The organism is Kitasatospora sp. NPDC041988, from assembly GCF_055588525.1.
Window position 1 is genome coordinate 64,276 of the sequence record NZ_JBVJCO010000006.1, and the last position, 26,225, is coordinate 90,500.

Annotated in this window: 19 protein-coding genes; 12 read left to right on the top strand and 7 right to left on the bottom strand. The window is 73.5% G+C overall.

Translation table 11 applies throughout. From position 1 onward, the window contains the following. Positions 1-226 precede the first annotated feature (226 nt). On the top strand, positions 227-376 hold the full coding sequence (locus tag ACZ6NC_RS08625; RefSeq protein ID WP_465730355.1) for a hypothetical protein: 150 nt from the start codon (positions 227-229) through the stop codon (positions 374-376). Positions 377-1,120: 744 nt separating this feature from the next. Here ACZ6NC_RS08625 and ACZ6NC_RS08630 read toward each other — a convergent pair. Beyond that, the gene (locus ACZ6NC_RS08630) at positions 1,121-2,689 is read right to left on the bottom strand and encodes an FAD-binding oxidoreductase (RefSeq protein ID WP_465730357.1); all 1,569 of its coding nucleotides are present in this window, start codon (positions 2,687-2,689) and stop codon (positions 1,121-1,123) included. A 355-nt stretch (positions 2,690-3,044) separates the two neighbouring features. Continuing rightward, positions 3,045-3,377, bottom strand: coding sequence for a hypothetical protein (locus tag ACZ6NC_RS08635; RefSeq protein WP_465730359.1), 333 nt, complete (start codon positions 3,375-3,377; stop codon positions 3,045-3,047). Between the two features lie 73 nt (positions 3,378-3,450). Between ACZ6NC_RS08635 and ACZ6NC_RS08640 the strand changes: the two genes are divergently transcribed. Further along, entirely contained in the window at positions 3,451-4,212 is a 762-nt protein-coding gene (locus tag ACZ6NC_RS08640; protein WP_465730361.1) for a TetR/AcrR family transcriptional regulator C-terminal domain-containing protein, read from the top strand. Positions 4,213-4,417: 205 nt separating this feature from the next. Here the strand turns inward: ACZ6NC_RS08640 and ACZ6NC_RS08645 are convergent, their stop codons facing one another. After that, entirely contained in the window at positions 4,418-5,281 is an 864-nt protein-coding gene (locus ACZ6NC_RS08645; protein ID WP_465730363.1) for an alpha/beta fold hydrolase, read from the bottom strand. Positions 5,282-5,347: 66 nt separating this feature from the next. On the opposite strand from ACZ6NC_RS08645, the gene ACZ6NC_RS08650 reads away from it, so the two are divergent. Further along, a complete protein-coding gene (locus ACZ6NC_RS08650) occupies positions 5,348-5,923 on the top strand; it encodes a helix-turn-helix domain-containing protein (protein ID WP_465730365.1) in 576 nt (191 codons plus the stop codon). 290 nt (positions 5,924-6,213) lie between these two features. On the opposite strand, the gene ACZ6NC_RS08655 is transcribed toward ACZ6NC_RS08650, so the two are convergent. After that, positions 6,214-6,918, bottom strand: coding sequence for a TetR/AcrR family transcriptional regulator (locus tag ACZ6NC_RS08655; protein ID WP_465730367.1), 705 nt, complete (start codon positions 6,916-6,918; stop codon positions 6,214-6,216). An 86-nt stretch (positions 6,919-7,004) separates the two neighbouring features. Between ACZ6NC_RS08655 and ACZ6NC_RS08660 the strand changes: the two genes are divergently transcribed. From ACZ6NC_RS08660 to ACZ6NC_RS08680, 5 genes are all read left to right on the top strand, one after another. Continuing rightward, positions 7,005-8,228, top strand: a complete 1,224-nt coding sequence (locus ACZ6NC_RS08660) for an FAD-dependent monooxygenase (protein ID WP_465730369.1) — start codon at positions 7,005-7,007, stop codon at positions 8,226-8,228. Between the two features lie 467 nt (positions 8,229-8,695). Beyond that, positions 8,696-12,670 (top strand): Pls/PosA family non-ribosomal peptide synthetase, encoded by a 3,975-nt coding sequence (locus ACZ6NC_RS08665; protein WP_465730371.1) that lies wholly within the window; start codon positions 8,696-8,698, stop codon positions 12,668-12,670. Between the two features lie 110 nt (positions 12,671-12,780). Further along, positions 12,781-14,112 carry a M1 family metallopeptidase gene (locus ACZ6NC_RS08670; RefSeq protein ID WP_465730373.1) on the top strand — a complete coding sequence of 444 codons (1,332 nt, stop codon included), beginning with the start codon at positions 12,781-12,783 and terminating at the stop codon, positions 14,110-14,112. A gap of 158 nt (positions 14,113-14,270) precedes the next feature. Continuing rightward, the gene (locus tag ACZ6NC_RS08675; protein WP_465730375.1) at positions 14,271-14,612 is read left to right on the top strand and encodes a hypothetical protein; all 342 of its coding nucleotides are present in this window, start codon (positions 14,271-14,273) and stop codon (positions 14,610-14,612) included. Between the two features lie 37 nt (positions 14,613-14,649). Beyond that, entirely contained in the window at positions 14,650-15,801 is a 1,152-nt protein-coding gene (locus tag ACZ6NC_RS08680; protein ID WP_465730377.1) for a polymorphic toxin type 44 domain-containing protein, read from the top strand. Positions 15,802-15,949: 148 nt separating this feature from the next. Here ACZ6NC_RS08680 and ACZ6NC_RS08685 read toward each other — a convergent pair whose 3' ends face one another. Next, complete coding sequence (locus ACZ6NC_RS08685; protein ID WP_465730378.1) at positions 15,950-17,926, bottom strand: HEAT repeat domain-containing protein; 1,977 nt, start codon at positions 17,924-17,926, stop codon at positions 15,950-15,952. A 118-nt stretch (positions 17,927-18,044) separates the two neighbouring features. Then, positions 18,045-19,718: a carbohydrate binding domain-containing protein gene (locus tag ACZ6NC_RS08690; RefSeq protein ID WP_465730380.1), complete on the bottom strand. Its 1,674-nt coding sequence runs from the start codon at positions 19,716-19,718 to the stop codon at positions 18,045-18,047. Positions 19,719-20,041: 323 nt separating this feature from the next. Between ACZ6NC_RS08690 and ACZ6NC_RS08695 the strand changes: the two genes are divergently transcribed. The 3 genes from ACZ6NC_RS08695 to ACZ6NC_RS08705 all read left to right on the top strand — a co-directional run bounded on the left by ACZ6NC_RS08695 (position 20,042) and on the right by ACZ6NC_RS08705 (position 23,485). Then, positions 20,042-21,421, top strand: coding sequence for a serine hydrolase domain-containing protein (locus ACZ6NC_RS08695; RefSeq protein ID WP_465730382.1), 1,380 nt, complete (start codon positions 20,042-20,044; stop codon positions 21,419-21,421). Between the two features lie 292 nt (positions 21,422-21,713). Then, entirely contained in the window at positions 21,714-22,661 is a 948-nt protein-coding gene (locus ACZ6NC_RS08700) for a GNAT family N-acetyltransferase (protein ID WP_465730384.1), read from the top strand. Continuing rightward, positions 22,658-23,485 (top strand): lysophospholipid acyltransferase family protein, encoded by an 828-nt coding sequence (locus tag ACZ6NC_RS08705; RefSeq protein ID WP_465730386.1) that lies wholly within the window; start codon positions 22,658-22,660, stop codon positions 23,483-23,485. Before ACZ6NC_RS08700 ends, ACZ6NC_RS08705 begins: the two co-directional genes overlap by 4 nt. Positions 23,486-23,602: 117 nt before the next feature. On the opposite strand, the gene ACZ6NC_RS08710 is transcribed toward ACZ6NC_RS08705, so the two are convergent. Beyond that, on the bottom strand, positions 23,603-25,216 hold the full coding sequence (locus ACZ6NC_RS08710) for an MFS transporter (protein WP_465730388.1): 1,614 nt from the start codon (positions 25,214-25,216) through the stop codon (positions 23,603-23,605). A 175-nt stretch (positions 25,217-25,391) separates the two neighbouring features. Here ACZ6NC_RS08710 and ACZ6NC_RS08715 point away from each other — a divergent pair, with 175 nt between their 5' ends. Next, positions 25,392-26,075 (top strand): TetR/AcrR family transcriptional regulator, encoded by a 684-nt coding sequence (locus tag ACZ6NC_RS08715; RefSeq protein ID WP_465730391.1) that lies wholly within the window; start codon positions 25,392-25,394, stop codon positions 26,073-26,075. Positions 26,076-26,225: the final 150 nt, after the last annotated feature.

Sequence of the window (26,225 nt, forward strand, 5' to 3'; positions counted from 1 at the left end):
CCCGGCCTGCGATGGGTGCTGAACACCGGTCCTCGCGTACGGCCCATGCGCCGGCCGGGCAGATGTCGCCGCATCAGTGATTCGAGGCCGGAAGCACGCGCAGGGCGCGGCCGCATCCGTCCGGCTGGATGGAGACAGGGCCGCCCCCAGGAGTCGGTCGCGGAATGCGGAAGCGCTGTTCACTGGCGCGCCCCGCGGGCGCTGCGCATCGCCAGACCTGAACCTGGTGCACGCCCACCTGGACACCATGGCCGACCGCTTCCGCGTCAACGCCACACAGCTCGCCGGCGCCGACAGCCCGTTCCCGTCCGAGACCACCGAGTGCACAGCTGAGACCCTGCAACACCTCGGTGCCGAGCTGGCACGGAAGAGGTGACGGGTATGTCGAGGACACCCTGGCGATGGCGGCTCGGGTCCCCGTCAGACCAGCCGCACGAAAGCATTGACCTCCCGCCGCCTGCGCCCGCGGCCGCCTACCCCCTGGTGGGCGATGCGGCCTCGGAGGTTCCCCTGCCTCGGCCACGACGCAGCCGACATTGGGCAGTTCGTGAAATCAGGCCCTCAGCTTCGCAGCTGGCGGGCTGACCAACGGCCCGTGCCGCATCGTGCGGCGCCGCTTCGAGCGCAGCCGCGGCCTCGCCGACGAAGTGTGGTTGCAGTCGGCGGTCCTCCACGGCCACGAGTTCACCGCGGAGCGTCCGATCTCCCAGGCGATGCAGGCGTTCCTCCAGCACCGTAAGGTCGGCCCAGCCCGGTGGGGAGGCAATGCGGGCTGAGAGCTCAGCCATCGGGGACTCGGCGAGGTGCAGCACCAGGACCGGCCAGTAAACATCCTCCCTTGCTGTCTCGGCCTGGAGCTTGGCACGAAGGTCGGCCTGCCCACCAAGTTCGGCCTCGCGCATCACCGCGCGGGTGACTGGATCGACGCCACGGTGGCCGAGCGGAGGGGGAGCCGCAGGGCGGCAGCGTCCGCGAAGGCGGGATCACGCTCATGTGGAGGCAAGCTGCAGAGCGGGTCCAGTCCCTCGCCCGGATCATCCGACTGGCTACTGTGCGAACAGCTGCTTGCCATGCCGGTCAGACCTGACCTCCCATCAGCTCAGGTCAGCAAAAGTCAGCATCAGTCCAGGGTGATCGACTGGGCGTGGTGGAACACGTTCTTCTCGTCCCAGCTCTTCTTCACCCTCTGCAGTCGGCTGTAGTTCTGCTTGTAGTACAGCCGCTGATAGGCCGGGTTCGCCTGGCCGGCCACGCCGAGGTCGGTGTCGGGGTAGTTCACGTAGGCACCGTCGGTATCGGTGTCGATCTCGGGGATGCCTCCGGTGGCCTTGTACACCGCCCGGTAGAGACCGCGCAGGTAGTCGAGGTGAGCGGCGTCCTGGGCGGGGTCGGTCCAGTACGTCTGGTACTGGAGCTTCATGATCGAGTCACGCTGGGGGATGGCATCCTCGGTGGGCTTGCGCTCATTGATCCTGCAACCGTAGGAATCGACCTGGACCAGCGTCTGCGTGAGGTCGACGCCCTGGACGTCCTTGGTCAGCCACTCCCAGAAGCTCTCGACCTGCGCGGGGGTGAACGCCCGGCGGTGGTAGGCCGACTTGTACTTGCCCCGCTGGTTGTCCCCCGAGGGGTTGAGCGTCATGGTGGCCTGGAACCACGGCATTTGGCGGCGCTTGTCCGGATACGGAAGGAACAGCCCGCCGACGCTGTTGGTCTGGACGGTCGCCTTGGTTTTCATCCCGTCCTCCATCGCGGTCAGGAATTGCTCCAGCGGCGCGGGATCGTCCTCGTCCCACTGGCTGAGCAGGACGACGTTCCCGTTCGTCCGGTGGGTGAGTTTGAGGATGGCGAACAATCCCCGGTAGACCGACTCGCCCCTTCCGCTGTGCTCGGCGAAGAAGGCGCCGAAGTTGTCCACCAGCCGATGGAAGTCGGCCGGCCGCTTGACCAGCTCGTCCCATGGCCAGGCGACGCTGCTCAACCAGACCCTCGGCGGTGGCTTCGGGAGCTCATGGTGGAAGTGGTAACGCAGCACCACACCGAAGTTCCCCCCGCCACCGCCGGTGTGCGCCCAGAAGAGGTCCCGCTCCGCCGAGTCCTTCGGGTCGTTGCGGTGGGCTCTGGTCACCTCCACCTTGCCGCCGCGGACGGTGACGATGTCGACCTGCACCAGGTGATCGACGGTCAGCCCGTGCCGCCGGGAGAGCAGCCCGTACCCGCCGCCGCAGATATGCCCACCGGCCCCGACCGAGTAGCACGAGCCGGCCGGCAGCGTGACGCCGTACTTGCGGAAGAGTGTGGTGTAGACGTCCCAGTTGGTGGCGCCGCCCTCCACGCAGTACGTGGACGCGCCGTACTTGTCCGTCGCCGCACGGACACCGCGCAGGGTGCTGAGGTCGAGGATGACGCCGTTGTCGTTGTCGACGAAGCCCTCGTAACAGTGCCCGCCGCCCCGGATCGTCGGCCGCACCCCCTTGTCGACCGCCGTCTTCAGCGCCGCCACGGCGTCGGCCTCGTTGCCCACCAGCCGAACATAGGCCGGTGTGCTGCTCCACCGCTGGTTGAAGCCCTGACTGAGCGTCTGGTACCGGGGGTCGTCCGGGAGCACCGACTGCCCCTCGGGCAGCTCGGCGGGCTCGGCGGCCGCCGGGCCGGCGCCGGCCGCCAGGCCGAGGGAAGCCGCGGACACCCCGGCGGCGGCCATTCCGGCGGTACCCAGAAGTCCACGTCGGGAGAATTCTTGACGCATGACAGGACCCACTTTCTCGACTCTGAGAAGCTGGCAGCCGCACGCTAGCACATACGTTTGCCTCCGTGAATCCCTATACGAATTAATGTGACTGTACGTCCTTTTCGTGGGATCCCTGGGAGCCTGTGATCCAACCGCAGTGTCAGTGGCGTCGGTTAATGTCCCGTCACCTGCTCGGAATCCCCCGGGCGAGGTCGAACACCAGGAGCGGGAGAGCGCCGTGCGAAACCAGAAGACCGGCTCGCAGGCCGCCCACCGAAGCCACCGGCCGCCGCCGGTCACACCCCGGCTCGCGCTACTCCGCGATCGGCTTGGAGAGGTCGTCCTCGGCGAGCACCTGGTAGACGGCGTTCAGGGTGGGCGGGCCGACCAGGTCCTTGATCCGCTCGAAGCGGCGCTCCTCCACCGGGGCGAGTCGCTCCATCCACTCCTGGATGGACTCGGGCCCGTGATCGCCCTCGATGATCGCGATGGTGACGATCTTCTGCGGGTCCTCCACATCGGCGGCGGTGATCACCCTGGTCCGCGGGTCGCCCGGGACGACCTCGTCCGGGATCCAGCTCTTGCGGAACTCCCCGTAGTCGACCCCGTCGTTGAGCCTGCGCACCATGACACTGACGAGCTGCATGACGTCCTCCCCGAAACATTGTCTTGCAGTGCAAGAACCTGATGTCCGCTATTGTTTTCTTACATCGCAAGACATGTCAAGCCGCAGCATGGAGGAGCAGTCGATGGCGAGCGGACGCGGGCGCCCGAGGACGGGCCTGACCAGGGAGAAGGTCATCGACGCGGCCCTGGCCTTCGTCGACGGGCACGGGCTCGCCGCCCTCTCCAACCGCAAGCTCGGCGCGGCGCTCGGCGTCGAGGGCATGACGCTCTACTACTACGTGCCCAGCAAGGCGGCCCTGCTCGACGGCATGGTGGAGCGCCTGCTGGAGCTGTCCGCCGGCGACCTCTTCACCGACCCCGCCGGCCGGCCGTGGACGACGGTGGTGGGCGACTTCGCCGTCGCCCTGCGCCGGATCCTGCTCGACCACCCGGCGATGCCCACCGTCCTGGCCACCCGCCCGGCCGCCACCCCGGCAGCACTGCACCTGCTGGAACGCGGCATCGGCGCGCTGCGCGCCGACGGAGTTCCGCTCGCGGACGCCCTGGACGTCCTCAACACCGTGGTGTCGTTCACGCTCGGCCACACCCTCGCCGAGGTCGGCGAGACCCCCCACCACGAGGGGACGGAGCCCGACCCGGAGCAGTTCCGGTCACTGGACCCGGCGGTGTTCCCGCAGTTGGCCGAAGCCTTCGGCACCGGCGCCGGCCTGGACTCCGAGCAGCGCTTCCACCGCACGCTGCGCATCCTGCTCGCGGGGTTCGCCGCCGAGATCGAGAAAGGCACGGGGGTCGAGAATGGCACCGGACCTGCGGGAGACACCGGGACCGACGATGGCGCGAAGCCGCGAGGCTAGTTGCCGAGGCCCTTCCGTCCACACCTTCGCCGACGCCGTTCCTTGCCCCGGGGGAGCTCGCGGTCGGCATCGGATGCGCGCAGTACGCGGTCGGCGGGGCCGGCTCCGCGCGCGGGGGAAGTGCGGGGTGCGGCGGCCGAAGGCTGTGGGACGTCCTTGGTTCGAGCTCACCTCGTTGATCTGTGCGTCGGAACGGGGCCAGGGGTCAGAGCCCGGTCGGGACTGCCCGGTCGAGGAGGCCTCCGACCCGGTCCGCGACGATCCCGGGCTGCTCGGCCTGGATGAAGTGACCCGAGCCGACCTCTTCGAACTGACCGTCCGGCAGCGACTCGGCCCAACGCCGCTGGTGCTCGGCCATGACGGCGTGGTGCTCTTCCCGGCCCCGCGCGGGGCGGGTTGCCGAGAGCAGGACCGTCGGACACGCCGGAAGGGCGGGCGGCTCGGCGCGGAACCGGGGGATGGCCTCGGCCACGGCCCTGAACTCCTTCCTCGTCTGCGCGATGCCGGCCGGAACGAAGTCCTCGGCGAGCATGGCCGCGTAGGTGTCCGCCGGGAAGACACGGCGGACGTTCCCGCTCGCCAGTCGGGCCAGCGGGCGGAACCGGACCAGCGCCTGCGTCACACCCAGCGCACGGTCGACCTTGGCGGCCGTCCGGTCGAAGGTGTCGTAGACGGGCGCGGTCTCCGGGGTCGGGTCGAGCAGCAGCAGCCCCCGCAGCCTCGGCCCCAGACTCTCCGCGGCCCGGCGCGCGACCAGCCCGCCCATGCTGTGCGCGACAAGTACCGGCCGGGCGGGACCCGGCAGCACCGCATCGACCAGCGCGACCAGGTCGGCCGCCATGTCGTCGATCCCCAACTGCTCCGTGGTCCGGCCGCTGCGCCCGAACCCGGCGCGGTCGTAGGCCACCAGCCGCGCCCGGTCGGCCAGCAACGGCAGCACCGCGTCCCAGCACGTCCGCCCCATCCCCTGGCCGGCCTCGAACACGACCCAATCGGTGCCCCGGCCCGACTCCTCCAGGTGGACGGACCGCCCGTTCAGGGCCACCGCCCGCCCCGTCCCCTGCCTCATGCTCGCCCCCGGAGAACGCAACGATTTCATTTTCGATAACGGTATCACTTGTGAAATAGTGACGGCGTGGATACCGCCGATCTGCTTCTCCATCCGGTCCGCCTACGCGTGGTGCACGCCCTGGCCGGCGGGCGCGAGCTCACCACGGGCGAGCTGTGCACCCGGATGCCCGAGGTGTCGCGGGTGACCGTCTACCGGCACGTCGCCCTGCTGGCAGAGGCCGACTTCCTCGAAGTGGCCGGGGAACACCGCGTGCGCGGCGCCGTCGAGCGTCGGTACCGGCTGCGCCGGAACCGCCCTTCGATCGACGGTGACGCCGCCGCGGCCATGTCCCTGGACGACCACCGCCGCGGCTTCGCGGCCGCCATGGTCACCCTGATCGCCGAGTTCAACGCCTACCTCGACCGCGACGGCGCGAACCCGACCGCCGACTACGTCTCCTACCGCCAGGGCACGTTCTGGCTCAGCCCCGAGGAACTCGGCGAGCTGATGGGGGAATTGGTCGCGGTTCTGCGGCCTCGCCTCGGCAATCAACCGGGGGCGGGCCGCAGGCCGTACCTCCTCAGCCCCGTCCTCTTCCCCACCGACTCGTCTCCCGAGGCCCCCACGGAGCCCCCCTCCGAGCAGCCACCGTCGCCCTGACGGCAGATCATCGAGGCAACGCGGGGCGCCGTGCGGAGTCGGTTGGGTCGGCGATGAGCGGCGGACCGCAGCGGGATCGAGGGTGAGACCGTGCTGCCGTCGCCGATCCATCGCATGACCTCGGGGTCGGCATCCACCGCGGTCAGGGCCGGCACGCCCTCCTCGCGCCGGCGGCGCAGGACCAGGGCAAGGGGTCTCAAGCGCGACCGTCCGAACAGGGCGGCTCGGATGCCGGCTCCCCACCGGCCCCGCGCGGCGCGATCGACCGCCGACCCGGCCGCGCCGCCGGGTCAGCCGGCCGCGCGCTCCGGCCCGCGCAGGGCTGCCGCGACCAGGCCTTGGATCTCGTCCGCCCGCACCGCCCCGCCGCTGACCAGCCGGTCGAAGACCAGGCCGTCCACGCAGGCCAGCAGTGTGAGGGTGCGTTCCTCCGGGTCGGCCACGCCCTGGGCGGCGATGAATGTGCGGACGGCCGCGCGGCCCGCGTTCTCGCGCGGGACGAGGATCTCGCGCAGTTCGGGATCGCGCACGCTCTCCACCGCGCAGGCGTAACGCGCGAGCGAGCGCCGCCGCCCTTCGCCCGTCAGCCTGCGCTCCGCCAGTAGGGCGATGCCCTCGGCCAGCTCGGCGGCCGAGCGCGGCACCGGGACCTGCTCGCCCATCACCTGGAGCTCACTCTGGTCCAGCTCGACCAGGCGCCGGACCAGTGCGGTGAGCAGCGCCTGTCGCGTCCGCAGGTACGCCGACGTCGTGCCGACCGGCAGCCCGGCCGCCGCGTCCACCGCTCGATGGGTCAGCCCGCGCACGCCCGCGTCGGCGAGGACGCCGATCGCCGCGTCCGCCAGCAGGGTGCGCCGGTCGGCCCCGCGCGCTGCCGGACCGCGCCCGGCCGCCCCGGGCGTTGCCGCCCCGCTCGCTGTGCGCCCACCTGGCCGATACCCGTCCTGCCCACGCTCGTCCGACTGTTCCTGCTTGCCCGCCTCAGCTTCCCGCATCCCCCCTTTCTACACCCGTAGTAAGTGCGAGTACTCTCCCTCTACAGATGTAGAAGGTCAGCGCGAACGACAGGGAAGGACCGGGCATGAGCAGCAACAGCGCGGTGGTGGTCGGGGGCGGCATCGGCGGACTTGCGGCCGCGATCGGGCTCCGGCTGGCGGGGTGGGACGTCACGGTGGTCGAGCGGGCAGCGGTGCCGGACGACGCGGGCGCCGGGATCTCGCTGGCCGCCAACGGCCTGCGGGCTCTCACCGCTCTCGGCGTCGGCGAGGCGGTGGAGGCCGCCTCGCGCCGCCAGTACACCGGTGGCACCCGCACTCCGAGCGGCCGCCGGCTGGCCCTGATGGACGGCATGGCACTGGAGCGCGAGCTGGGCGCGCCGATCATCGGCATCCCGCGCGCGGCGCTGCACCGGATCCTCCGGGAGGCGCTGCCGGCCGAGTCGCTGGTGATCGGCGCGGAGGTGACGGCGGTCGAGGCGGCGAAGTCGGCAGGGACGGCGACGGGCACCACCCTGCCCTCGCGGGTCCGGGTCGAGTACGGCGACACCGCGCTCGACGCCGACCTGGTGGTCGCGGCCGACGGGATCGGCAGCCGACTGCGCCGCCGGCTCTTCCCCGGCCACCCCGGCCCGGTCTACAGCGGTTCGACGGTGCTGCGGGCGATCACCGAGCGGCCCGTCGAGGGGGCGGCCAACGGATCGATCGCCGACTTCGAGCTGACCTGGGGCCACGGCGCGGAGTTCGGCCACATCGCCTTCCCGGACGGCCGGGCCGAGTGGCACGCGGTGCTCAACGCCCCGGCCGGGGTGCGCTACCCGGACCCTTTGGCCGAGGTCCGCCGTCGCTTCGCCGGCTGGCACGACCCAATCCCCGCACTGCTGGCCGCGACCCGCCCGGAGGCCGTCCTGCATCATGACGTCAACGAACTGGTCGCGCCGCTTCCCTCGTACACGGCGGGCCGGGTCGCGCTGCTCGGCGACGCGGCCCACGCCATGACCCCCCATCTGGGCCAGGGGGCCTGCCAGGCCCTGGAGGACGCGGTGACCCTGGCCGCCGCGATCGGCTCGGAGCCCGGCGTCGAGGCGGCTCTCGCCCGGTACGACGCCGAGCGGCGCCCGCGGAGCCAGACGGTCGCCCGCGACGCGCGGCGAGCCGGCCGGATGGGACAACAGCTCGCCCACCCGCTGGCCGTCGCCGCCCGCAACACGGCGATCCGCCTGACCCCGCCCGGTGCGGTGATCCGCACCGTGCTCCGCCACGCCGACTGGACCCCGCCGCAGATCACCGCCGCAACCGCCCGGACCTGACCGGCCTCGCTCCGCACCCCGCGGCAGGCCCGACTCCAGGGCCCGTCGCGGGGCCGCCACAGGGCAGCCACGGGCCCGCGACCACGTCCGGCACACTCGACCGCGGGCGTCCGCCACCCCCACCACGCCCCCACCGCGGCGTTCGCCACCCGAAGAGAGCACCTTCCGGTGTGGCGTGGGTCACGGCCCGCAAAAACTGCTGATGGTCCGTCAAACTGACTGACAGTTCGTCACAATCGACTCACAGCAGCTCAGTTATTGGCTGACTTATAGTCAGATTCGGCCAGTTGAACGCTAGTTGAGTGGAGTGTCGGGCAGTACGCCGTTCATCACCCGGGGCTACCATCGGTCGGGTTGTCCGCTCCGGCCCCGGAGTGGGGTCACCCGATCAGGCGTGTGCTCCCACCGCCCCCAAGGGTCGAGCGCCGGTCGGGACAGGGGCGAGGACGAGGAGCGCACGGGCTGCCATGACTGCTGAACCGAGCCACACCGAGCACACCCGGCACGCCCTACAGGCCCCCGCCCCCGGCGAGACGGCCGCCCCCGAGCAGGCCCCACAAACCCCGCAGCGCCCGCAAGCCCCGCAGGACCCGCAGACCTCGCAGGCCCAGGCCCTCTTCCCCGGGCGCCCGGCCCCCGCCCCGCGCACCCTGGTCGATCTCCTGGACGCCACCGTCCGCGCCCACCCCAACGAACCGGCCCTGGACGACGGCCGGACCGTGCTCGGCTACCGGGCACTCGCCGCCGAGGTCGAGCAGCTGCGCCGCCGGCTGGCCGCCGCCGGGATCGGCACGGGCGACCGGGTCGGCATCCGCGTCCCCTCCGGCACCAACGACCTCTACGTCTCGATCCTCGCCGTGCTCGCCGCCGGAGCCGCCTACGTCCCGGTGGACGCCGAGGACCCCGACGAGCGCGCGCAGCTGGTCTTCGAGGAGGCCGCCGTCGCCGCCGTGCTCGGCGCGGAGCGCGCCCTGACCCTCACCGGCGCGCCGCGGGAGGCCGCCGCCCCGGTCCGTCCGACCCCCGCCGACGACGCGTGGATCATCTTCACCTCGGGCTCCACCGGCCGCCCCAAGGGCGTCGCCGTCACTCACCGCAACGCCGCCGCCTTCGTCGACGCCGAGGCCGCGCTCTTCCTCCAGGACGAGCCGATCGGCCCGGGCGACCGCGTGATGGCCGGCCTCTCCGTCGCCTTCGACGCCTCCTGCGAGGAGATGTGGCTGGCCTGGCGCTACGGTGCCTGCCTGGTGCCCGTCCCGCGCTCGCAGGTCCGCAGCGGCGCCGACCTCGGGCCGTGGCTGGCCGAGCAGGAGATCACCGTGGTCTCCACCGTTCCCACGCTGGCCGCGCTCTGGCCGGCCGAGGCGCTGAACGAGGTCCGGCTGCTGATCTTCGGCGGCGAGGCCTGCCCGCCCGAACTGGTGCAGCGGCTGGTCACCGAGGGCCGCGAGGTCTGGAACACCTACGGGCCCACCGAGGCGACCGTGGTGGCCTGCGCGGCGCTGCTGACCGGGGACGGCCCGGTCCGGATCGGCCTGCCACTGGACGGCTGGGACCTCGCCGTGGTGGACGAGGCCGGCGAGCCGGTCGCCCCGGGCGGCACCGGACAGCTGGTGATCGGCGGCGTCGGCCTGGCCCGCTACCTGGACCCGGCCAAGGACGCCGAGAAGTACGCACCGCTGCCCTCCCTCGGCTGGGAGCGCGCCTACCGCAGCGGCGACCTCGTCCAGGCCGACCCGGCCGGCCTGCTCTTCCTCGGCCGCGCCGACGAGCAGATCAAGCTCGGCGGCCGCCGGATCGAACTCGGCGAGGTCGACGCCGCCCTGCAGGCCCTCCCGGGCGTGGCCGGGGCGGCCGCCGCCGTCCGCACCGCACGCGGCGGCAACCAGCTGCTGGTCGGCTACCTGGTGACCAAGGACGGCTGGGACCGCGAGCAGGCCGTCGAGCGGCTCCGCGCCGAGCTGCCCGCCGCCCTGGTGCCGCTGCTCGCACCGGTCGACTCGCTGCCCACCCGCACCTCCGGCAAGGTCGACCGCAACGCGCTGCCCTGGCCGCTGCCCGACCTGGAGACGGCCGGGCCCACCGAACAGCTCTACGGCACCGAGGCCTGGCTCGCCGAACAGTGGACCGAGATCCTCGGCGTGCCGGTGAGCGGCCCCCGCGAGGACTTCTTCGCCATCGGCGGCGGCAGCCTGGCCGCCGCCCGGCTCACCACCCTGCTGCGCACCCGCTACCCCAGCGCCGCCGTGCTGGACATCTACCAGCAGCCGACGCTGCGCAAGCTCGCCCGTCACCTGGAACGCGGTGCGTCCGACGGGGGCGAGGCCCGCACGGTCGCGCTGGTGCCGACCCGGGCCATGCTGCTTCAGCTGCTCCTGTTGATCCCGCTCTTCACCGTGGTCGGGGTGCGCTGGACGGTCGCGCTGCTGGCACTCGGCAACGCGCTCACCTGGCTCGGCGACTACCCGTGGGCGCCGACCGCCTCCTGGTGGGCGGTCGGCGTGGGCGCGCTGGCGCTCTACACCCCGGCGGGCCGGCTGGCCGTCGCGGCGGGCGGCGCCCGGCTGCTCCTGCGCGGCCTGCGCCCGGGCCGCTACCCGCGTGGCGGCTCCACGCATCTGCGGCTCTGGACGGCCGAGCGGCTCGCCGAGGTGACCGGCGCGACGGCGCTCTCCGGGGCGTGGCTGGTCCGCTACGCGCGGGCGCTCGGCGCCAAGGTCGGCCCGGAGGTGGACCTGCACTCGCTGCCGCCGATCACCGGGATGCTCAGGCTCGGCCGGGGCTGCGCGGTGGAGGCCGAGGTCGACCTCTGCGGCTACTGGCTGGACGGTGACCGGCTGGAGGTCGGCCAGGTCAAGGTCGGCCCGGGCGCCGTGGTCGGGACGCGCTCCACGCTGCTGCCCGGCGCCAAGGTCGGCAAGGGGGCTCAGGTGGTGGCCGGCTCCAGCGTCACCGGCCAGGTGCCGACCGGCCAGCGCTGGGGCGGCGCGCCCGCCGTCAAGCTGGGCCGCGCCGAACGCGCCTGGCCCAAGGAGCGGCCGGTGCGCCAGGCCCGCTGGGCCGCGCTGTACGGGGCCAGCGGCACGGCGCTCAGCCTGCTCCCGGTCCTGCCGGCGCTCGCCGGGCTGGCGGTGCTCGCCCGCTTCGTCCACCCCGGCACGGGCCTCGGCACCGCGCTCGGCGGCGCCCTGGTCGGCCTGCTGCCGGCCACCCTCGCCTACGGGCTGGTGTACGCGGCGCAGCTCGTCGCGACCGTGCGGCTGCTCAGCATCGGACTGGCGCCGGGGGTGTACCCGCTGCACGGGCGGGTCGGCTGGCAGGCGTGGACGGTCACCCAGCTGATGGACCAGGCGCGCGAGATTCTCTTCCCGCTGTACGCGGGTCTGGTGACGCCGCTCTGGCTGCGGGCGCTCGGGATGAAGGTCGGCCGCGGCGCCGAGGTGTCGACGGTGCTGGCACTGCCCAGCCTGACCACGGTCGGGGACGGCGCGTTCCTGGCGGACGACACCCTGATCGCCCCGTACGAGCTGGGCGGCGGCTGGGTGCGGCTCGGCGAGGCGAAGGTCGGCGAGCGGGCGTTCCTCGGCAACTCGGGGATGACCGCACCGGGCCGGTCGGTCCCCAAGCGGGGGCTGGTGGGCGTGCTGTCCGCGACTCCGGCGAAGGCCAAGAAGGGCAGCTCGTACCTGGGTATGCCGCCCATGCGGCTGCCGCGTTCGGCCGACCAGGCGGACCAGAGCCTGACCTACGAGCCGCCGGCCCGGCTGCTCTGGGCCCGCGGGCTGGTCGAAGTGGCCCGGCTGCTGCCGGTGCTGGCCTCCGGGGCGCTCGGCGCGCTGACGCTGGCGGCGCTCTCCTGGCTGGCGGCCGGCCGGTCGCCGGTGGCGGCGGCGCTGCTGTCCGGCGTGGTGCTGCTGACGGCGGGCGGGGCGGCCTGCCTGGTCGCGGTGGCGGCGAAGTGGCTGCTGGTCGGGCGGTTCCGGGCGGTGGAGCACCCGCTGTGGAGCGGTTTCGTCTGGCGCAACGAGCTGGCCGACACCTTCGTCGAGGTGCTCGCGGTGCCGTGGCTGGTGGGCGCGGTGCCGGGCACCCCGGTGCTGAACCTCTGGCTGCGGGCGCTCGGGGCGGACGTCGGGCGGGGCGTCTGGTGCGAGAGCTACTGGCTGCCGGAGGCGGACCTGGTCACCCTCGGGGACGGGGTGACCATCAACCGGGGCTGTGTGGTGCAGACCCACCTCTTCCATGACCGGATCATGCGGATGGATACTGTCATCCTCCGCGAGGGCGCCACCCTGGGCCCGGGCGGCATCGTGCTGCCCGGCAGTACGGTGGGCGCGCGCAGCACGCTGGGCCCGGCCTCGCTGGTGATGCGCGCCGAGTCCGTGCCCGCGGACACGCGGTGGCTGGGCAACCCGATCGAGGCGTGGCAGACCACCTCGTGACCGGCCCCGTCCCGCCCGTACCCACGGCACCGACATCACCCACATCCCGCACGGACGCGTCCCCGTCCCCCAGCTCGCAGGGAGCGCACGACCCGGTGAAATCCCGCCCGGTGAACCACCAGCACGCCCCGGCGGCCCCCACCGCCGCGCCCGACCCGTACTTCCCGAACAGCGGGGACCCGCGGTACAAGGTCCACCGCTACGAACTCGCGCTGGACTACCGGCCCGCTCCCAACCGGCTCGGCGGCACCGCCCGGCTGAGCGCCGTCGCCAGACTGGCACTGACGGAGTTCGCGCTGGACCTCGCCGAGTTCCGGATCGGCCGGGTGCTGGTGGACGGCAAGGCCGCCCGCTACACCCACCGGGCCGGCAAGCTGCGGGTGCGCCCGGCCAAGGCGCTCGCGGCGGGGGCCGCGTTCACCGTCGAGGTGCACTACACCGGGAACCCCCGACCGGTGCGCAGCCCGTGGGGCGGCCTCGGCTGGGAGGAACTCACCGACGGCGCCCTGGTCGCCAGCCAGCCGATCGGCGCGCCCTCCTGGTACCCGTGCAACGACCGGCCGGCCGACAAGGCGACGTACCAGATAGCGGTCACGACACCGTCCCCGTACACGGTGGTGGTCGGCGGCCGGCTGCTCACCCGTACCACCCGGGCGTCCAGCACGACGTGGGTGTACGAGCAGTCCGCGCCGACCTCGACGTACCTGGTCACCGTCTCGATCGGCCACTACCTGCCGGTGGCGCTCGCCGAGCGCCCGGCTGTCCGGCAGACCGGCTACGTGCCGGAGCGGGTGGCGGCCGAGTTCGCCACCGACTTCGGCCGGCAGCCGCAGATGATGGCGTACTTCGAGGACGTCTTCGGCCCGTACCCGTTCGGCGAGTACGCGGTCGTGGTGACCGACGAGGAGTTGGACGTCCCGGTGGAGGCGCAGGGCGTCGCCACCTTCGGCACCAACCACCTCGGCGGCGGCTGGGAGCGCGAGCGGCTGATCGCCCACGAGCTGGCCCACCAGTGGTTCGGCAACAGCGTGTCGATCGCCGACTGGAGCCACATCTGGCTCAACGAGGGCCTGGCCAAGTACGCGGAGTGGCTCTGGTCCGAGCACACCGGCGGCCCGGCCGCCGCCACCCACGCCGCGGCCGCGCACACCCTGCTGGCCGGCCTGCCACAGGACCTCCGGCTCGGTGACCCGGGCCGGAAGCTGATGTTCGACGACCGGCTGTACCAGCGCGGCGGCCTCACCGTCCACGCCCTCCGGGTCGCTCTGGGTGACGCCCTCTTCTTCCAGATGCTCAAGGACTGGGCCACCATCAACCGCCATGGCGTCGTCACCACCGCCGACTTCACGGCGCACGCCCGCCGGTACGCGCAGGGACGACCGCTGGAGGGCCTGTTCGACGCCTGGCTGCAGCGGGGGGCGCTACCCCCGGCATCCGCCTGACCGGCCGGTTCCTCTCGTCGGGGCCTGTTCGGCGGAGACCGCTCACCCGCTACCATTCGCCGCATCAGAAACGTACATCCGTACGATGGTGCGGGCCGGTCGGCGGGGCGGAGCCCTTCCGCCGGCACGCGGAACCGACGACGAAGGGGGCAGCAGGGATGCCGGAAGGCGGGAACGGCGGCTCGGGCGGGATCAGCGTCAACACGGGGGACCTGCGCAAGTCCGCAGGGCACTGCCGTGAGATATCGCTGGCCGTCCAGGGCGGATCGAAGCATCCGGAGGCACCCAGCCAGCAGGCGGGCGCCCAGTTGCAGCACCAGAACTTCGAACTCGGCGTGGCACTTCAGGCGGCGGTCTCGCGCTGGTCCAGGCAGACCGTCTCGGTCGTCCAGGCGGTCGACCTCACCGGCCGCAACCTCGACGAGAGCGCCGCCGGTCACAGTGCGACCGAGAACGGGATCGCGCAGCAGATGCAGGGCATGGGATCGCAGTTCCACTGACCGCCCACGACGGGCGGGATCGCAACACAGCACGGGGATGAGCATGCTGACATACGAACAAGTGCTGGCCGCACCTCTCAGCGACCTGAAGGAGGCGGCCGACCAGTGGTCGAAGGCCGCCCGGGCGATGGGGGAACAGCAGGGCAAGTACCGCGACCAGGTGATCGTTCCGACCCACGCCAGCTGGAGCGGCGCCGACGCGGACGCGGCGCAGACCTTCATGGCGAAGGTGTCGAAGGAGCTGTACGACGCCATGACCGAGGCGGACGCCATCCACGGCGTCCTGCTGGACGCCCACACGGCCATCTCCGCCGCCCGCAAGGAACTGCTCCGGCTGGCCGAGCAGGAGGCGCCGCGGCTGAATCTGGTGGTCGGCGCGGGCGGGAAGGCGATGCCCGCCCAGTGCCTGGCCGAGCCGGATCCGGAGCAGGACGCCCGGGACAAGAAGAACATCGAGGAGCTGGAGCGGGCCATCGTCAACGCCCGCGCGGCCGCGCACGAGGCGGACCGCGCGGCGGCCTGGGCGCTGGGGCGCAACACCGGCACCAGTGACCGGGAGTTCAACCCGGGCGGGTACAACACGCTCGACAAGGCCGAGGCAGGGCTGGGCGAGGCCCACTTCACCGATGCCTCGAACTTCATCTTCGACGAGATGAAGACCAACATCGACTCCGCGCAGGTCGCCGAAATCCGGCGGAACATGGAGCAGAGCGAGAGCCCCTGGGCGATCGTCAACCCGATTCCGGGCTCGGTCGCCGGGCCTCGTGCGGTGGGGCTGGCGATCTGGTACGAGCAGGTCAAGACCGGTGGTCCGTGGGATCACAAGCCGATCCTGGAGAAGCGTTACGACCTCCAGTCGTCGAACGACTTCTACTTCAAGGTCCCCGACCGGGACGTCGAGGTCTCGTACGACATCTACTCCAACATCCACTACGGGTACGTCGGGAGGTCGGCCGGGATCAGCCGGCTGGAGCTCGTCGAGGCCGCCAACGCCGGTACCGGCGGCACCGGCACCAACGACCCGGGTGACGACATGTCGATGAAGATCGGCATGGACCTGTACGAGAAGTACGGCCCGAACATGACGAAGGAGCAGATGGACGCGGCGGTGCTGCAGCTGATCGACGAGATGGAGGCCAAGCGGCGGGCCGGTGACACGAGCGTCACCCAGGTCCGCCCGGCCCGGTAGCGGGCCGGCTTCCTGCCCGGCGCCCGACCCACCGGCTGACACCCCGCCCGGCCCGGTCCTCGTCCGCGAGGCCCCGCCGCACGGGGTGTCGGCTGGTGAGGCCGACCGCGACGGCGGCGAACCGCCGGTCGTTCACCACCGAAGTCGCTCAGCCCGCCGGGGGTATCGCCTCGGCGGCTGTGCGGCAGGCGTGGAGCAGGTGCTCGTCGTCGTGGATGACGTGGCTGCTGCCGAAGCCGGCGTTGTGGCGGCGGATGGCGGCCAGTTCGGTGCGGACGAGTGGCAGGGCGGGGGCGGCGGCCGGGCCCATGGCGGTGAAGCAGCCGGCGATGGTGGCGCGGGTGTGCGGGTTCTCCGTCCAGGCGGCGGTGAGGACGGGGAGGACGGCTCCGGCGTCGGCGGTGGTGTGCCAGAGGGCGGTGGCGCCCTCGCCCCGGACCCAGACCTCGCCGTCGGCGAGCATGGCCCGCAGGGCCGGGGCTGCCTCGGCGGCGGCCGGGCCGATCGGGGCGAGGGCCCTGGCTGCGGCGCGGCGTACCCACGGGCTCGGGTCGCCGGCCTTGGTGAGCAGCAGCGGCAGGACGGCGCCGGCGTCACCGGTGGCGGCCCAGAGGGCAGCGGCGGCGGGCAGGGCGTGCGGCGAGTCGGGGTCGGCGAGCAGCGTGCGCAGTGCGGGGGCGGCCTCGGCGGCGGCCGGGCCGAGCCGGGTCAGGGCGCGCAGGGCGGAATCGGTCAGCGGGCCGGCGGGGGCGGCGCGCAGCAGGCGCAGGACGGCGGGGACGGCGTCGGCGCCGCCGGCCGCGCCGAGGGCGGTGAGCAGTGGGTCGACCTGGTCGACGTGCGGTGCGCGCTCCAGTGGCAGCGCTGCGAGACGCTCACGCAGTGGGCCGGCGAGCGGCGCGGCGGCGGGGCCGAGTTCGGCGATCAGGAAGCCGAGGTTGTAGGGGAGGGCCGGCCGGTCGAGGGCGGCGGCCAGCGCCGGGAGAGCGCGCGGGTCGCCGAGCCGGGTGAGGGTCTGGACCAGGTGGTGCGGGTCCGGCAGGTCGTCGGAGCGGGTTTCGGACCAGGGGTCCTCGACCGTGGCGAGGCAGTCGGCGACGGCGTCGGCCGCGGGGGCGGCGAGGCGGAAGAGGCCCGGCAGGACGGCGGCGGCGGCCTTGCCGAGGGCCTGGTCCGGGTCGGCGAGCCGGCGGCCGAGCAGGGCGGCCAGCTCGCCGAAGGGGCCGCGTACCTCGCGGAACAGCAGGCTGCTCTGCCAGATGCCGCCACGCCGCAGCGCCGGGTCGGCGGCGGTCAGTTGCTCGGTGCAGAGCGCCACCCGGTCGGTGAGGCGGTCGCCGAGGGCGCGGTGGAGGATCCGCAGGGCGGCGCCGGCCGAGTGGCCGGCCTGGCCGACGGGGATGTGGCGGAGCAGTCGGGCGGTGGCCGCGACGGTGTCGGCGGGCAGGGGGCCGGGGGCGCGGGCGGCGAGCCGGGCGGAGGCGGTGAGGCGCAGGGCTGCGGGCTGCTCCTGGTCGCCTGCGAGAGTGGTGAGCCAGGCGGTGGCGGGCGTGGCGAGGTCGGGGAAGCGTTCGGCCAGGGTGGCGGCGGCGGTGGCGAGGGCGGTCCGGGCTTCGGTGTCGGGTTCGTGTGGAAGCCGCCCGCGCAGCAGGGCGAGGGTGGCGGGACCGTCGGCGTGCAGGAGGGCGAGTGCGGCGGCCACGGCGGAGCGCACGTCCGGATCGGGGTCGGTGAGCAGGGGCGTGAAAACGTCGGCGCGCGCGGCCACGGCGGCCCGGCCCTGGGCGAGGGTGACCCGCCAGGGGGACTCGTCCGCGCTCTCCTCCTCCTCCTCGGACAGGTAGTGGTGGACGGACTCGCCGATGCTGGTGAGCAGTTCGACCACCGGCCCGCGGTCCGGCCGGGCCTGGTCGGCGATCAACTCGAAGAGGAAGGGGACGCAGGCGAGGGTGGAGTCGTAGACGTCCCGCTGGTGGTGGACGGCGCCGTGCAGGTCGTCGAGGGCCGCCTCGCGTTCGCCGGGGAGGTCGGAGGCGAGGCCGAGCAGCATCCCGGGCACGTCGTCGGCCGGGCCGTAGGCGTGACGGAGGGCCGCCCAGTCGATGTCGTGCACGGTGTCGAACATGCCCGTCCTCCCGGTGGTTCTGTGCGCGGCCCACTCTGCACCACCCCACTGACAGGCCGGCCCGGGCCCCTCGTCGTGAGAGGCCAGGGCCGGCCGGTCGGTCGGGCCGGACGGGGTGTCAGCCGGTGAAGCCGGCCGTGAGGGAGGTGAACTGCCAGTCGTTCTGGGCGATGCCCGAGTAGGTCTCCTGCAGGCCGCCGCCCGCGCAGCCGCGGTCACGGTTGACGGACCAGAAGGCCAGGCGGGCGATGTGGTGGCTGTTGGCCCAGTCTCGGATCGCGGTCCAGTTCTGGACGGTGGTGGTCTCGCCGGTGTCGCTGAGGCCGTTCATGCCGGAGATGCCGAGGTGGGCGTAGGCGGTGGCGGCGTCCCAGCCGTAGGTGGACTCCAGCTTCTCCTTCAGGCCTTCGGCGGCGCTGACGGTGGCGGCGTACATGTCGGTGGAGGCGTTGCCGAAGTCGAACGGCATGATGGTGAAGACGTCGATGTCCGCGCCGAGCGCCTTCGCCTGCTCGATCAGCCGGCTGCCGTAGTAGGTCGGGCCGGTGGTGGCGGTGCCGAAGGTCAGGATGGTGCGCAGGCCGGGGTTGTTCTGCTTGACGATCTTGAGCGCGCCGAGGATGCGGTCCTGGACGGCGGTGTTCTCGAACTCGTCGGTGTTCTCGATGTCGACGTCGATCGCTTTCAGGCCGTAGGCGTCGATGACCTTCTGGTAGGCGGCGGCGAGGTCGGCGGTGGTGGCACAGTTGGGGCCGAGCTTGTTGCCGCTCCAGCCGCCGATGGACGGGACGATGTCGCCGCCGGCCGCACGGACGGCGTTGACGGTGGCCTGGTCGACGCCGTTCAGCAACGGCCGCTCGCCGTCCCAGGCGGGGTTGCAGCCGTTCTGGGCGAGGACGAAGGCCAGGGTGAACCACTTGACGCCGGTGGCGTTCATGACGGTGGTGGCGGCGGGCGGGTTGCCCCAGCCGTTGTAGAGGTAGGGCGCGGCCTGCTTGAAGCCGCTCGGGGTGCCGCCGCCGGTGTCGGTGGTGACGGCGAGGGCGCCGGAGGCGGCGGAGGTGTTGCCGGCCGCGTCACGGGCCTTGACGGTGAAGGTGTACGCGGTGGCGGCGGTGAGGCCGCCGACGGTGGCGGAGGTCCCGGTGGCGGTCGCGACCTTGGTGGCGCCCTGGTAGACGTCGTAGCCGGTGACACCGGTGTTGTCGGTGGCGGCGTCCCAGGCGAGGCTGACGCCGGTGGCCGACTTGCCGGTGGTGCGCAGGTTGCCGGGGACGGTCGGCGCCTGGGTGTCGGCGGGGGTGCCGCCACCGCCGGGGCCGTCCAGGCTGAGGTCGTCGGCGTAGTAGGTGCCCTGCCCGTACCAGCCGTTGAGGTAGATCTCGGCGCTGGTCTGGGTGGCGCCGGTGGTGAAGGAGACGCTCAGTCTGGTGTAGTCGGCGGCCGAGGTCCAGGCGGAGCCGCCGCCGGTGACGCCGAGGTAGACGTAGCTGCCGCGGACCCAGCCGGAGAGCGTGTAGGCGGTGTTGGGCTGGACGGCGACGGTCTGGGTGCATTTGGCGTTGTCGCTCGCGCCGGCCGCGCCGGCCAGAGCCCTGGTCCCGCCGTGCACGGGGCCGGCGACGACGGAGCCGAGCCCGCCGGAGCAGGACCAGCCGGCCAGGGTGCCGGTCTCGAAGCCGGGGTTGGTGAGCTGGTTCGCCGCGTGCGCGACGGTCGGCGCGGTGAACGCGGCGGCCGCCGCGAGCAGGGCGGCCGCGCCTGCGGCGGGAATTCTGGTGCGCTTGTGCACCGGTGACCTCCAGTGGGGGTGTGGGGGTGGAGGTGCGGGGAGGAGCACAAAATGGACTGGACCAATTCATGATGTCAAGTGCCGTCCGCCGGGCGGACGGTGAACGGACGGCGGCCGGATGGTCCACCCGCGCGGGAGATCCTCGGGCAGCACCCGGCGACATTGCGGGACAGCACGGGAAAATGGGGTGGAGCGGGAGCAGGCCGCCGGACTAGGTTGAGGGCGCCCGCCGTCCGCGCCGCCGCCGACACCCCGGTGGCGGCCGGCGCCACGCGCGCGCCCGACCCGTTCAGCCGTTTTCACCGGATGATGCAGAGGATCAGATGACCGACCAGTACGACGAGTTGTTCCCCACCACCCGCCGCGCCCTGCTGCACCGGGTCGCGGTGGCCCAGGCCGAGGGGCGTACGCCCTCGCTGATCGCGGCGGTGGTTCGGGACGGCCGGCTGGTCTGGAGCGGCGCCCGCAGCATGATCGACGACCACGCCCCCACCACCGACGTGCAGTACCGGATCGGCTCGCTCACCAAGACCTTCATCGCCGTCCTGGTGCTCCGGCTGCGCGACGAGGGCCTGCTCGACCTCGCCGACCCGGTCGGGCGCCACCTGCCCGGCACCCCTGCCGACAGTGCGACCGTCGGCCAGCTGCTGGCGCACTCCGCCGGCCTCGCCTCCGAGACGCCCGCCCCGTGGTGGGAGCGGACCGACGGCGCGCTGCGCCCCGCCCTCGGCGACATCCTGGACAGCGAACGCCCGCAGAAGCACCCCGCCGGGCGGCGCTTCCACTACTCCAACCCCGGCTACGCCCTGCTCGGCGCGCTGGTCGAGCAGCTGCGCGGCGAGCCCTGGGGCGAGGTGCTGCGCCGCGAGATCCTCGAACCGCTCGGCATGGACCGCACCACCCTGCTCCCCCAGCACCCGCACGCCGGCGGCTTCGCCGTCCACCCCTGGGCGGACGTCATGCTGCCGGAGCCGCTCACCGACACCGGTCTGATGGGCCCGGCCGGCCAGCTCTGGTCGACCGTCGCCGACCTCGCCCGCTGGGCCGCCTTCCTGGCCGGCGGCAACGACAAGGTACTGTCCGCCGACACCCTCGCCGAGATGCGCCGGCCCGCCACCGGCCCGGACAGCGCCGACTGGTCCGGCGGCTACGGGCTGGGCCTCCAACTGATGCGCCACGACGGCCGGGTGCTCTACGGGCACACCGGCTCGATGCCGGGCTTCACCACCGGGCTCTGGGTCAGCGAGGCGGACGGCCTGGCGGCGGTCGCGCTCTCCAACGCCACCAGCGGCGCCAACACCCCGCTGGTCGCGGCGGAGCTCATCGCACTCACCGCCGAGCACGAGCCCCGGCTGCCCGAGCCCTGGCGCCCGCTGCCCTCCGTCGACGAGGAGCTGCTCGCGCTCACCGGCCCCTGGTACTGGGGCGCCGCCGCGCACTCCGTACGGCTCAGGGCCGACCGCGTGCTGGAGCTGGCCTCGCTGGCCGGCGGCTCGCGCAGCTCCCGGTTCCGCGCCGAGGCCGACGGCACCTGGACGGGCCTGGACAACTACTACGCGGGCGAGACGCTGCGGGTGGTGCGGGCCGCCGACGGGTCGGTCAGCCACCTGGACCTCGGCTCCTTCGTCCTCACCCGCGAGCCGTACGGCCCGGCCGGTGCCGTGCCGGGCGGGGTCGACCCGCAGGGGTGGCAGGCCGTCTGAGGCACCGCTGCCCGGAGCACCGGGGCCGGGGCCGGCGCGGCCCCGGCCCGCGGTTTCCACCCCGTGGAGCGGAGCATACGGCGACGCCCGAGCGCCCGGCAGGTGGCCGAAAGGCGCCGGGTGCCCCCATTCAACAGGTGCACATCTGCGCTCCGCCGAACAGCAACGTGGACGCCAGCCGGCTTGGAAAAACATACGGATACCGGCCCGCAGGCCCGACGACCGCGCGGGCCGGGCCGGCGCCACGGCGATCCGTGGCCGCCGTCGTCCGTGCTGCCCTGGAGGGTCTGCCATGACCACCGTCCCCACATACGCTCCGCCCGCAGTCACCCCCGGCCACCCCACCGGCCACACCCCTGTCGTGCCCGCCCCGCGTCAGGCCCGGCCGACCGGTGCCCGGCCGACCGCCGTCCAGCCCACCCCCGACGAGGCCCCCGCCGCCTACACCGTCGCGCTGGCCCGCGACGAGGACGACGTGCGCGCCGCCCAGCGGCTGCGCCACCAGGTGTTCGCCGCCGAACTCGGCGCCGTGCTGCACAGCCCGGTGGCCGGTCTGGACGTCGACCCGTTCGACGAGTACTGCGACCACCTGCTGGTGCGCGAGGGCGAGGACGGCCCGGTGGTCGGCACCTACCGGCTGCTGCGTCCCGAGGCCGCGCGGCGGGCAGGGCGCCTCTACTCCGACGGCGAGTTCGACCTCTCCGGCCTCGCCCCGCTCCGCGACGGACTGGTGGAGCTGGGCCGCTCCTGCATCGACCCCGGCCACCGGGGCAACGGCGCCGTGATCAACCTGATGTGGGGCGGCATCGCCCGCTACCTCGCCGAGACCGGCAACACCTGGGTCGGCGGCTGCTGCTCGATCCCGCTGGACGACGGCGGCGCCACCGCGGCCCGGGTCTGGGACACCGTCAGCGCCAAGCACCTGGCGCCCGAGCAGTACCGGGTCGCCCCGCACCGGCCGTGGGACGCGACCGGCCTGCCGCGCGCCGAGCGGGCCGCCCTGCCGCCGCTGCTCCGCGGCTACCTGCGGCTGGGCGCCTGGGTCTGCGGCGCACCCGCGCACGACCCGGACTTCGCCACCGCCGACCTGTACGTGCTGCTGTCACTGGAGCGCACCGACCCGCGCTACCTGCGGCACTTCCTCTCCGGGCTGCCGGGACTCACCGGCCCGGCCCCTTCCGGCGCCGCAGCCGGTGCCCCGGTCGCAACCACCGCCACCACCACCGACACGGCCGAATGAGCGTCTGGCTGCCCACGGCCCCCTGCACGCCCGCGACCTGCCTGACCGAACCGGCCCCGGTGGTGGCGCTCCCCCGGCGGGCACTGCGGCTGGCCGCCTTCCTGCCGGTGCTGGTCGCGGGCATCGCGCTCATCCCACCGGTGCGCACCCTCCCCGCGGGGGTGCGTGACCGGCTGGTCCGCCTCTGGGCGCGCATCCTGCTCGGCGCGCTCGGAGTGACCGTCCGGCTCTCGCCGCCCCCGGCCGCCGAGGGCGGGGTGCTGGTGGTGGCCAACCACGTCTCCTGGCTGGACATCCCGCTGATCGCGGCCGGCCGCCCGAGCCGGTCCGTCGCCAAGGCCGAGGTGGCGCAGTGGCCCGTCCTCGGACCGCTGGTCGCCTCGGGTGGCACCGTCCTCCTGGAACGGGACCGGCTGCGTGCCCTGCCGGCCGCGGTCGACGCGGTCGCCGGGGCACTCCGGGCAGGCCGGCCGGTGGTCGTCTTCCCGGAGGGATCGACCTGGTGCGGGCGGGAGAGCGGCCGGTTCCGCCCGGCCTTCTTCGAGGCCGCGGTGCGGTCCGGCACCCCCGTCCAGCCGGTGACGATCCGCTACCGGCTGGCGGACGGACGGCCGACCAGCGTGCCCGCCTTCGTCGGGGAGGACGACCTGGTCACCTCGCTCGCGCGGGTGGTCGCGGTGCGGGGGCTGGTGGCGGAGGTGACGTTTCTGCCACCGATCCCGGCCCCCTTGGCCCCGATCGGGCCGCGCGGGCCGGAACGGTGGCGGGCCCGGCAGGACTTGGCCCGGGCCGCCCAGGCCGCAGTAGAGGCGGCCGTGCGGTGACCACCCACCAGGCGGTGACCACCCACCGGGGGGTGGTCACCGGGGAGGCCCACCGAGACCGACAGTGAGGCTGCGGCGCATCACCGCGAGCCTGTCGACCGCACCCGGCCGCGCCGCTCACGCCGGCCGGGTGCCGGCCAGCGGCGCCGCCTTCGCCCGGCCGTCCGCCTGCACCGCCCGCCCGCCCGCCGACCCCTCCGCCTGCCCGCTCGTCGGTGCCGGCCCGGACCTGCCGCCCCGCCGGAGCAGGACGGCGACCAGGACGGCGGTGGCCGCCAGCCCGGCCGAGCCGCAGCGCACCGCGAGGTGCACGCCGTCGACGAACGCGCCGTCCATCGCTGCCCGGACCGGTCCCGGCAGCGCCGCCCCGGAGCCGCCGTGCCCGCCGCCCGCGCCGGCCAGGGCGTCGGTGGCCCGCCCGACCGTGCCCGGCGCCACGCCGAGGCGTTCCAGCGAGCTGGTGAGAGTACCGGTCATGCGGTGGGTCAGGACGGCGCCGAGGGCGGCGACGCCGATCACACCGCCGAGCTCGCGCAGGGTGTTGACGGTCGCCGAGGCCATCCCGGTCCGGACGGGGTCGACCCGCTGGAGGACGGCGATGGAGACGGGTGTGAACGTCAGCCCCATCCCGAGGCCCATGGTGAACAGCGTCCACACGTACTCCGGGTAACGCGCCTGCTCGCCGTGGAGGGAGAGTCCGCCGAGGCCCACGGCGCAGAGCAACAGGCCCAGTACCAGTGGCAGCCCGGGGCCGTGACGGCTGGTCAGCCGACCCGCGACCGGGGCGCCGGCGACGATCATCGCCGCCATCGGCAGGCCCGCGTACCCGGCGTCGGTCGGGGCCCACTTCAGCACGCCCTGCATCAGCAGTGGCAGGAAGAACATCACGCCGAACATCCCGAAGCTCACCATGAACCCGCTGAGCAGGGCCCCGCCGAGGACGCCGTCGCGGAACAGCCCGAGGTCCAGCATGGGTTCGGCCAGGCGGCGTTCGAGCAGGACGAAGGCCGCCAGCAGCAGGGCGGCCGCCACCGCGCAGCCGAGCACCCGGCTGTCGGTCCAGCCCCGGGACGGGCCCGCGATCAGCGCGTAGACGAGCGCGCCGAGGCCGGCCGTGGAGAGCGCCAGGCCCCCGAGGTCGATGCGCCGCTCCCGCGGGGCGATGGCCGGCAGCACCCGGCTCGCCAGGACCAGCCCCGCCACCCCGATCGGCACGTTGATCCAGAAGACGCTGGCCCAGCCCAGGTGGTCGACCATCGGCCCGCCGATCACCGGCCCGACCGAGAGGCCGAGTGCGGAGACGGCCGACCAGAGGCCGATCGCCCGGGCCCGCTCGCGCTCGTCGGTGAAGACGTGCCGCAGGATCGCCAGGCTGCCCGGGGTGAGCAGGGCCGCGCCGACGCCTTGGAGCATCCGGGCCGCGACCAGCGTGCCCGTCGTCCCGGCGAGCGCGGCGACCGCCGACCCGGCCGTGAACAGCGCGAGCCCGAGCCGGAACACCCGGGTGCGGCCGTAGCGGTCGCCGAGCGCGCCGCCGGTGAGCAGCAGCGCGGCGTAGACCAGGCTGTACCCCTCGACCACCCACTGCAGCCCGCTGATCCCGGCGTCCAGATCGTGCCCGATCCGGGGCAGCGCGATGTTGACGATGACGTTGTCCAACATGGACATGAACATGGTGACGCATAGTGTCGCCAGTGCGAGCCGCTTGTGCAGGGCGCTCGACTCCCCCATGTGTACCCCTCCATCCTCCAGGCCCCTAACACTGTTAGGGGCAAGCCGGCACGGACAGACTGCCCCTAACAGTGTTAGATTGCAAGCGGGATTTCCGCGGCCGCGGGAGTCCGGCGAGACGCGGAGGCCGTGACGCGGCAGGCCCCGCGACGTCACGGGAGGCGAGCGGAGACCCATGCCGGCGGACGACGACAGCGACACCCAGCCCGCGCTGACCAAGGGCGCCCTCGCCGCGGCGGCACTGCGGGTACTGGAGCGGGACGGCCTGGCCGGCCTGTCCATGCGCAAGGTCGCGGCCGAGGTCGGCGTGAAGGCGGCCTCGCTGTACTGGCACGTCCGCAACAAGGACGAGCTGCTCGACCTCCTCAACGACGCGATCATGGCCGACGCCGTCGCGCCACCGCGCGAGGGCGACTGGCGCAGCCAGTTCCTGGAGTACGGCCGTCGCTACCGCCGCCTGCTGCTGGACAAGCGCGACGCCGCCAAGGTGGTCGCCGGGCGCCTCACCCCCGGCCCGCATCTACTGAGGCTCATGGAGGAGCAGCTGGACCGGCTGCGCGAGGCCGGCTTCTCCGACGCCGACGCCGCCATGACCACCTATCTGCTCGGCGCCTACGTCCAGGGCTTCGTCCTCCAGGAGCAGTCCCCGATCTCCGCCGACGAGACCAGGGGCGTGGCTCGCGGCGAGATCGTCGCGGCCGCCGGCGACCGGTTCCGCGCGCTGCCACCCGAGGAGTTCCCCAACCTCGTCGCCCTCGCCGGCGACCTCACCGAGCCGGTGATGGACACCCGGTTCGACTTCGGCCTGGAACGCATCATCGACGGGCTCGCCGCGCTGCTGCCGCCGGAGAAACGCTGACCCCACCGCCCACTTGACGGTCCGTCGGTCAGCGGAGCCCCGGCGAGAGCCTGCCCGCCCCGGCCCGTCACCACCGGGACCGATGGCATCGACGGGCGCCGCAGCGGCCGGGTAGCCTCGCCACTTCCCGTCCGTCCGCCCAGGAGGTAC

Coding starts and splice junctions, on each gene's coding strand:
- ACZ6NC_RS08635 (WP_465730359.1), bottom strand. CDS start 3,377: ATGCAGCTCGTCAGTGTCATGGTGCGCAGGCTCAACGACGGGGTCGAC.
- ACZ6NC_RS08640 (WP_465730361.1), top strand. CDS start 3,451: ATGTCAAGCCGCAGCATGGAGGAGCAGTCGATGGCGAGCGGACGCGGG.
- ACZ6NC_RS08645 (WP_465730363.1), bottom strand. CDS start 5,281: ATGAGGCAGGGGACGGGGCGGGCGGTGGCCCTGAACGGGCGGTCCGTC.
- ACZ6NC_RS08655 (WP_465730367.1), bottom strand. CDS start 6,918: ATGCGGGAAGCTGAGGCGGGCAAGCAGGAACAGTCGGACGAGCGTGGG.
- ACZ6NC_RS08660 (WP_465730369.1), top strand. CDS start 7,005: ATGAGCAGCAACAGCGCGGTGGTGGTCGGGGGCGGCATCGGCGGACTT.
- ACZ6NC_RS08665 (WP_465730371.1), top strand. CDS start 8,696: ATGACTGCTGAACCGAGCCACACCGAGCACACCCGGCACGCCCTACAG.
- ACZ6NC_RS08675 (WP_465730375.1), top strand. CDS start 14,271: ATGCCGGAAGGCGGGAACGGCGGCTCGGGCGGGATCAGCGTCAACACG.
- ACZ6NC_RS08680 (WP_465730377.1), top strand. CDS start 14,650: ATGAGCATGCTGACATACGAACAAGTGCTGGCCGCACCTCTCAGCGAC.
- ACZ6NC_RS08685 (WP_465730378.1), bottom strand. CDS start 17,926: ATGTTCGACACCGTGCACGACATCGACTGGGCGGCCCTCCGTCACGCC.
- ACZ6NC_RS08695 (WP_465730382.1), top strand. CDS start 20,042: ATGACCGACCAGTACGACGAGTTGTTCCCCACCACCCGCCGCGCCCTG.
- ACZ6NC_RS08700 (WP_465730384.1), top strand. CDS start 21,714: ATGACCACCGTCCCCACATACGCTCCGCCCGCAGTCACCCCCGGCCAC.
- ACZ6NC_RS08705 (WP_465730386.1), top strand. CDS start 22,658: ATGAGCGTCTGGCTGCCCACGGCCCCCTGCACGCCCGCGACCTGCCTG.
- ACZ6NC_RS08710 (WP_465730388.1), bottom strand. CDS start 25,216: ATGGGGGAGTCGAGCGCCCTGCACAAGCGGCTCGCACTGGCGACACTA.
- ACZ6NC_RS08715 (WP_465730391.1), top strand. CDS start 25,392: ATGCCGGCGGACGACGACAGCGACACCCAGCCCGCGCTGACCAAGGGC.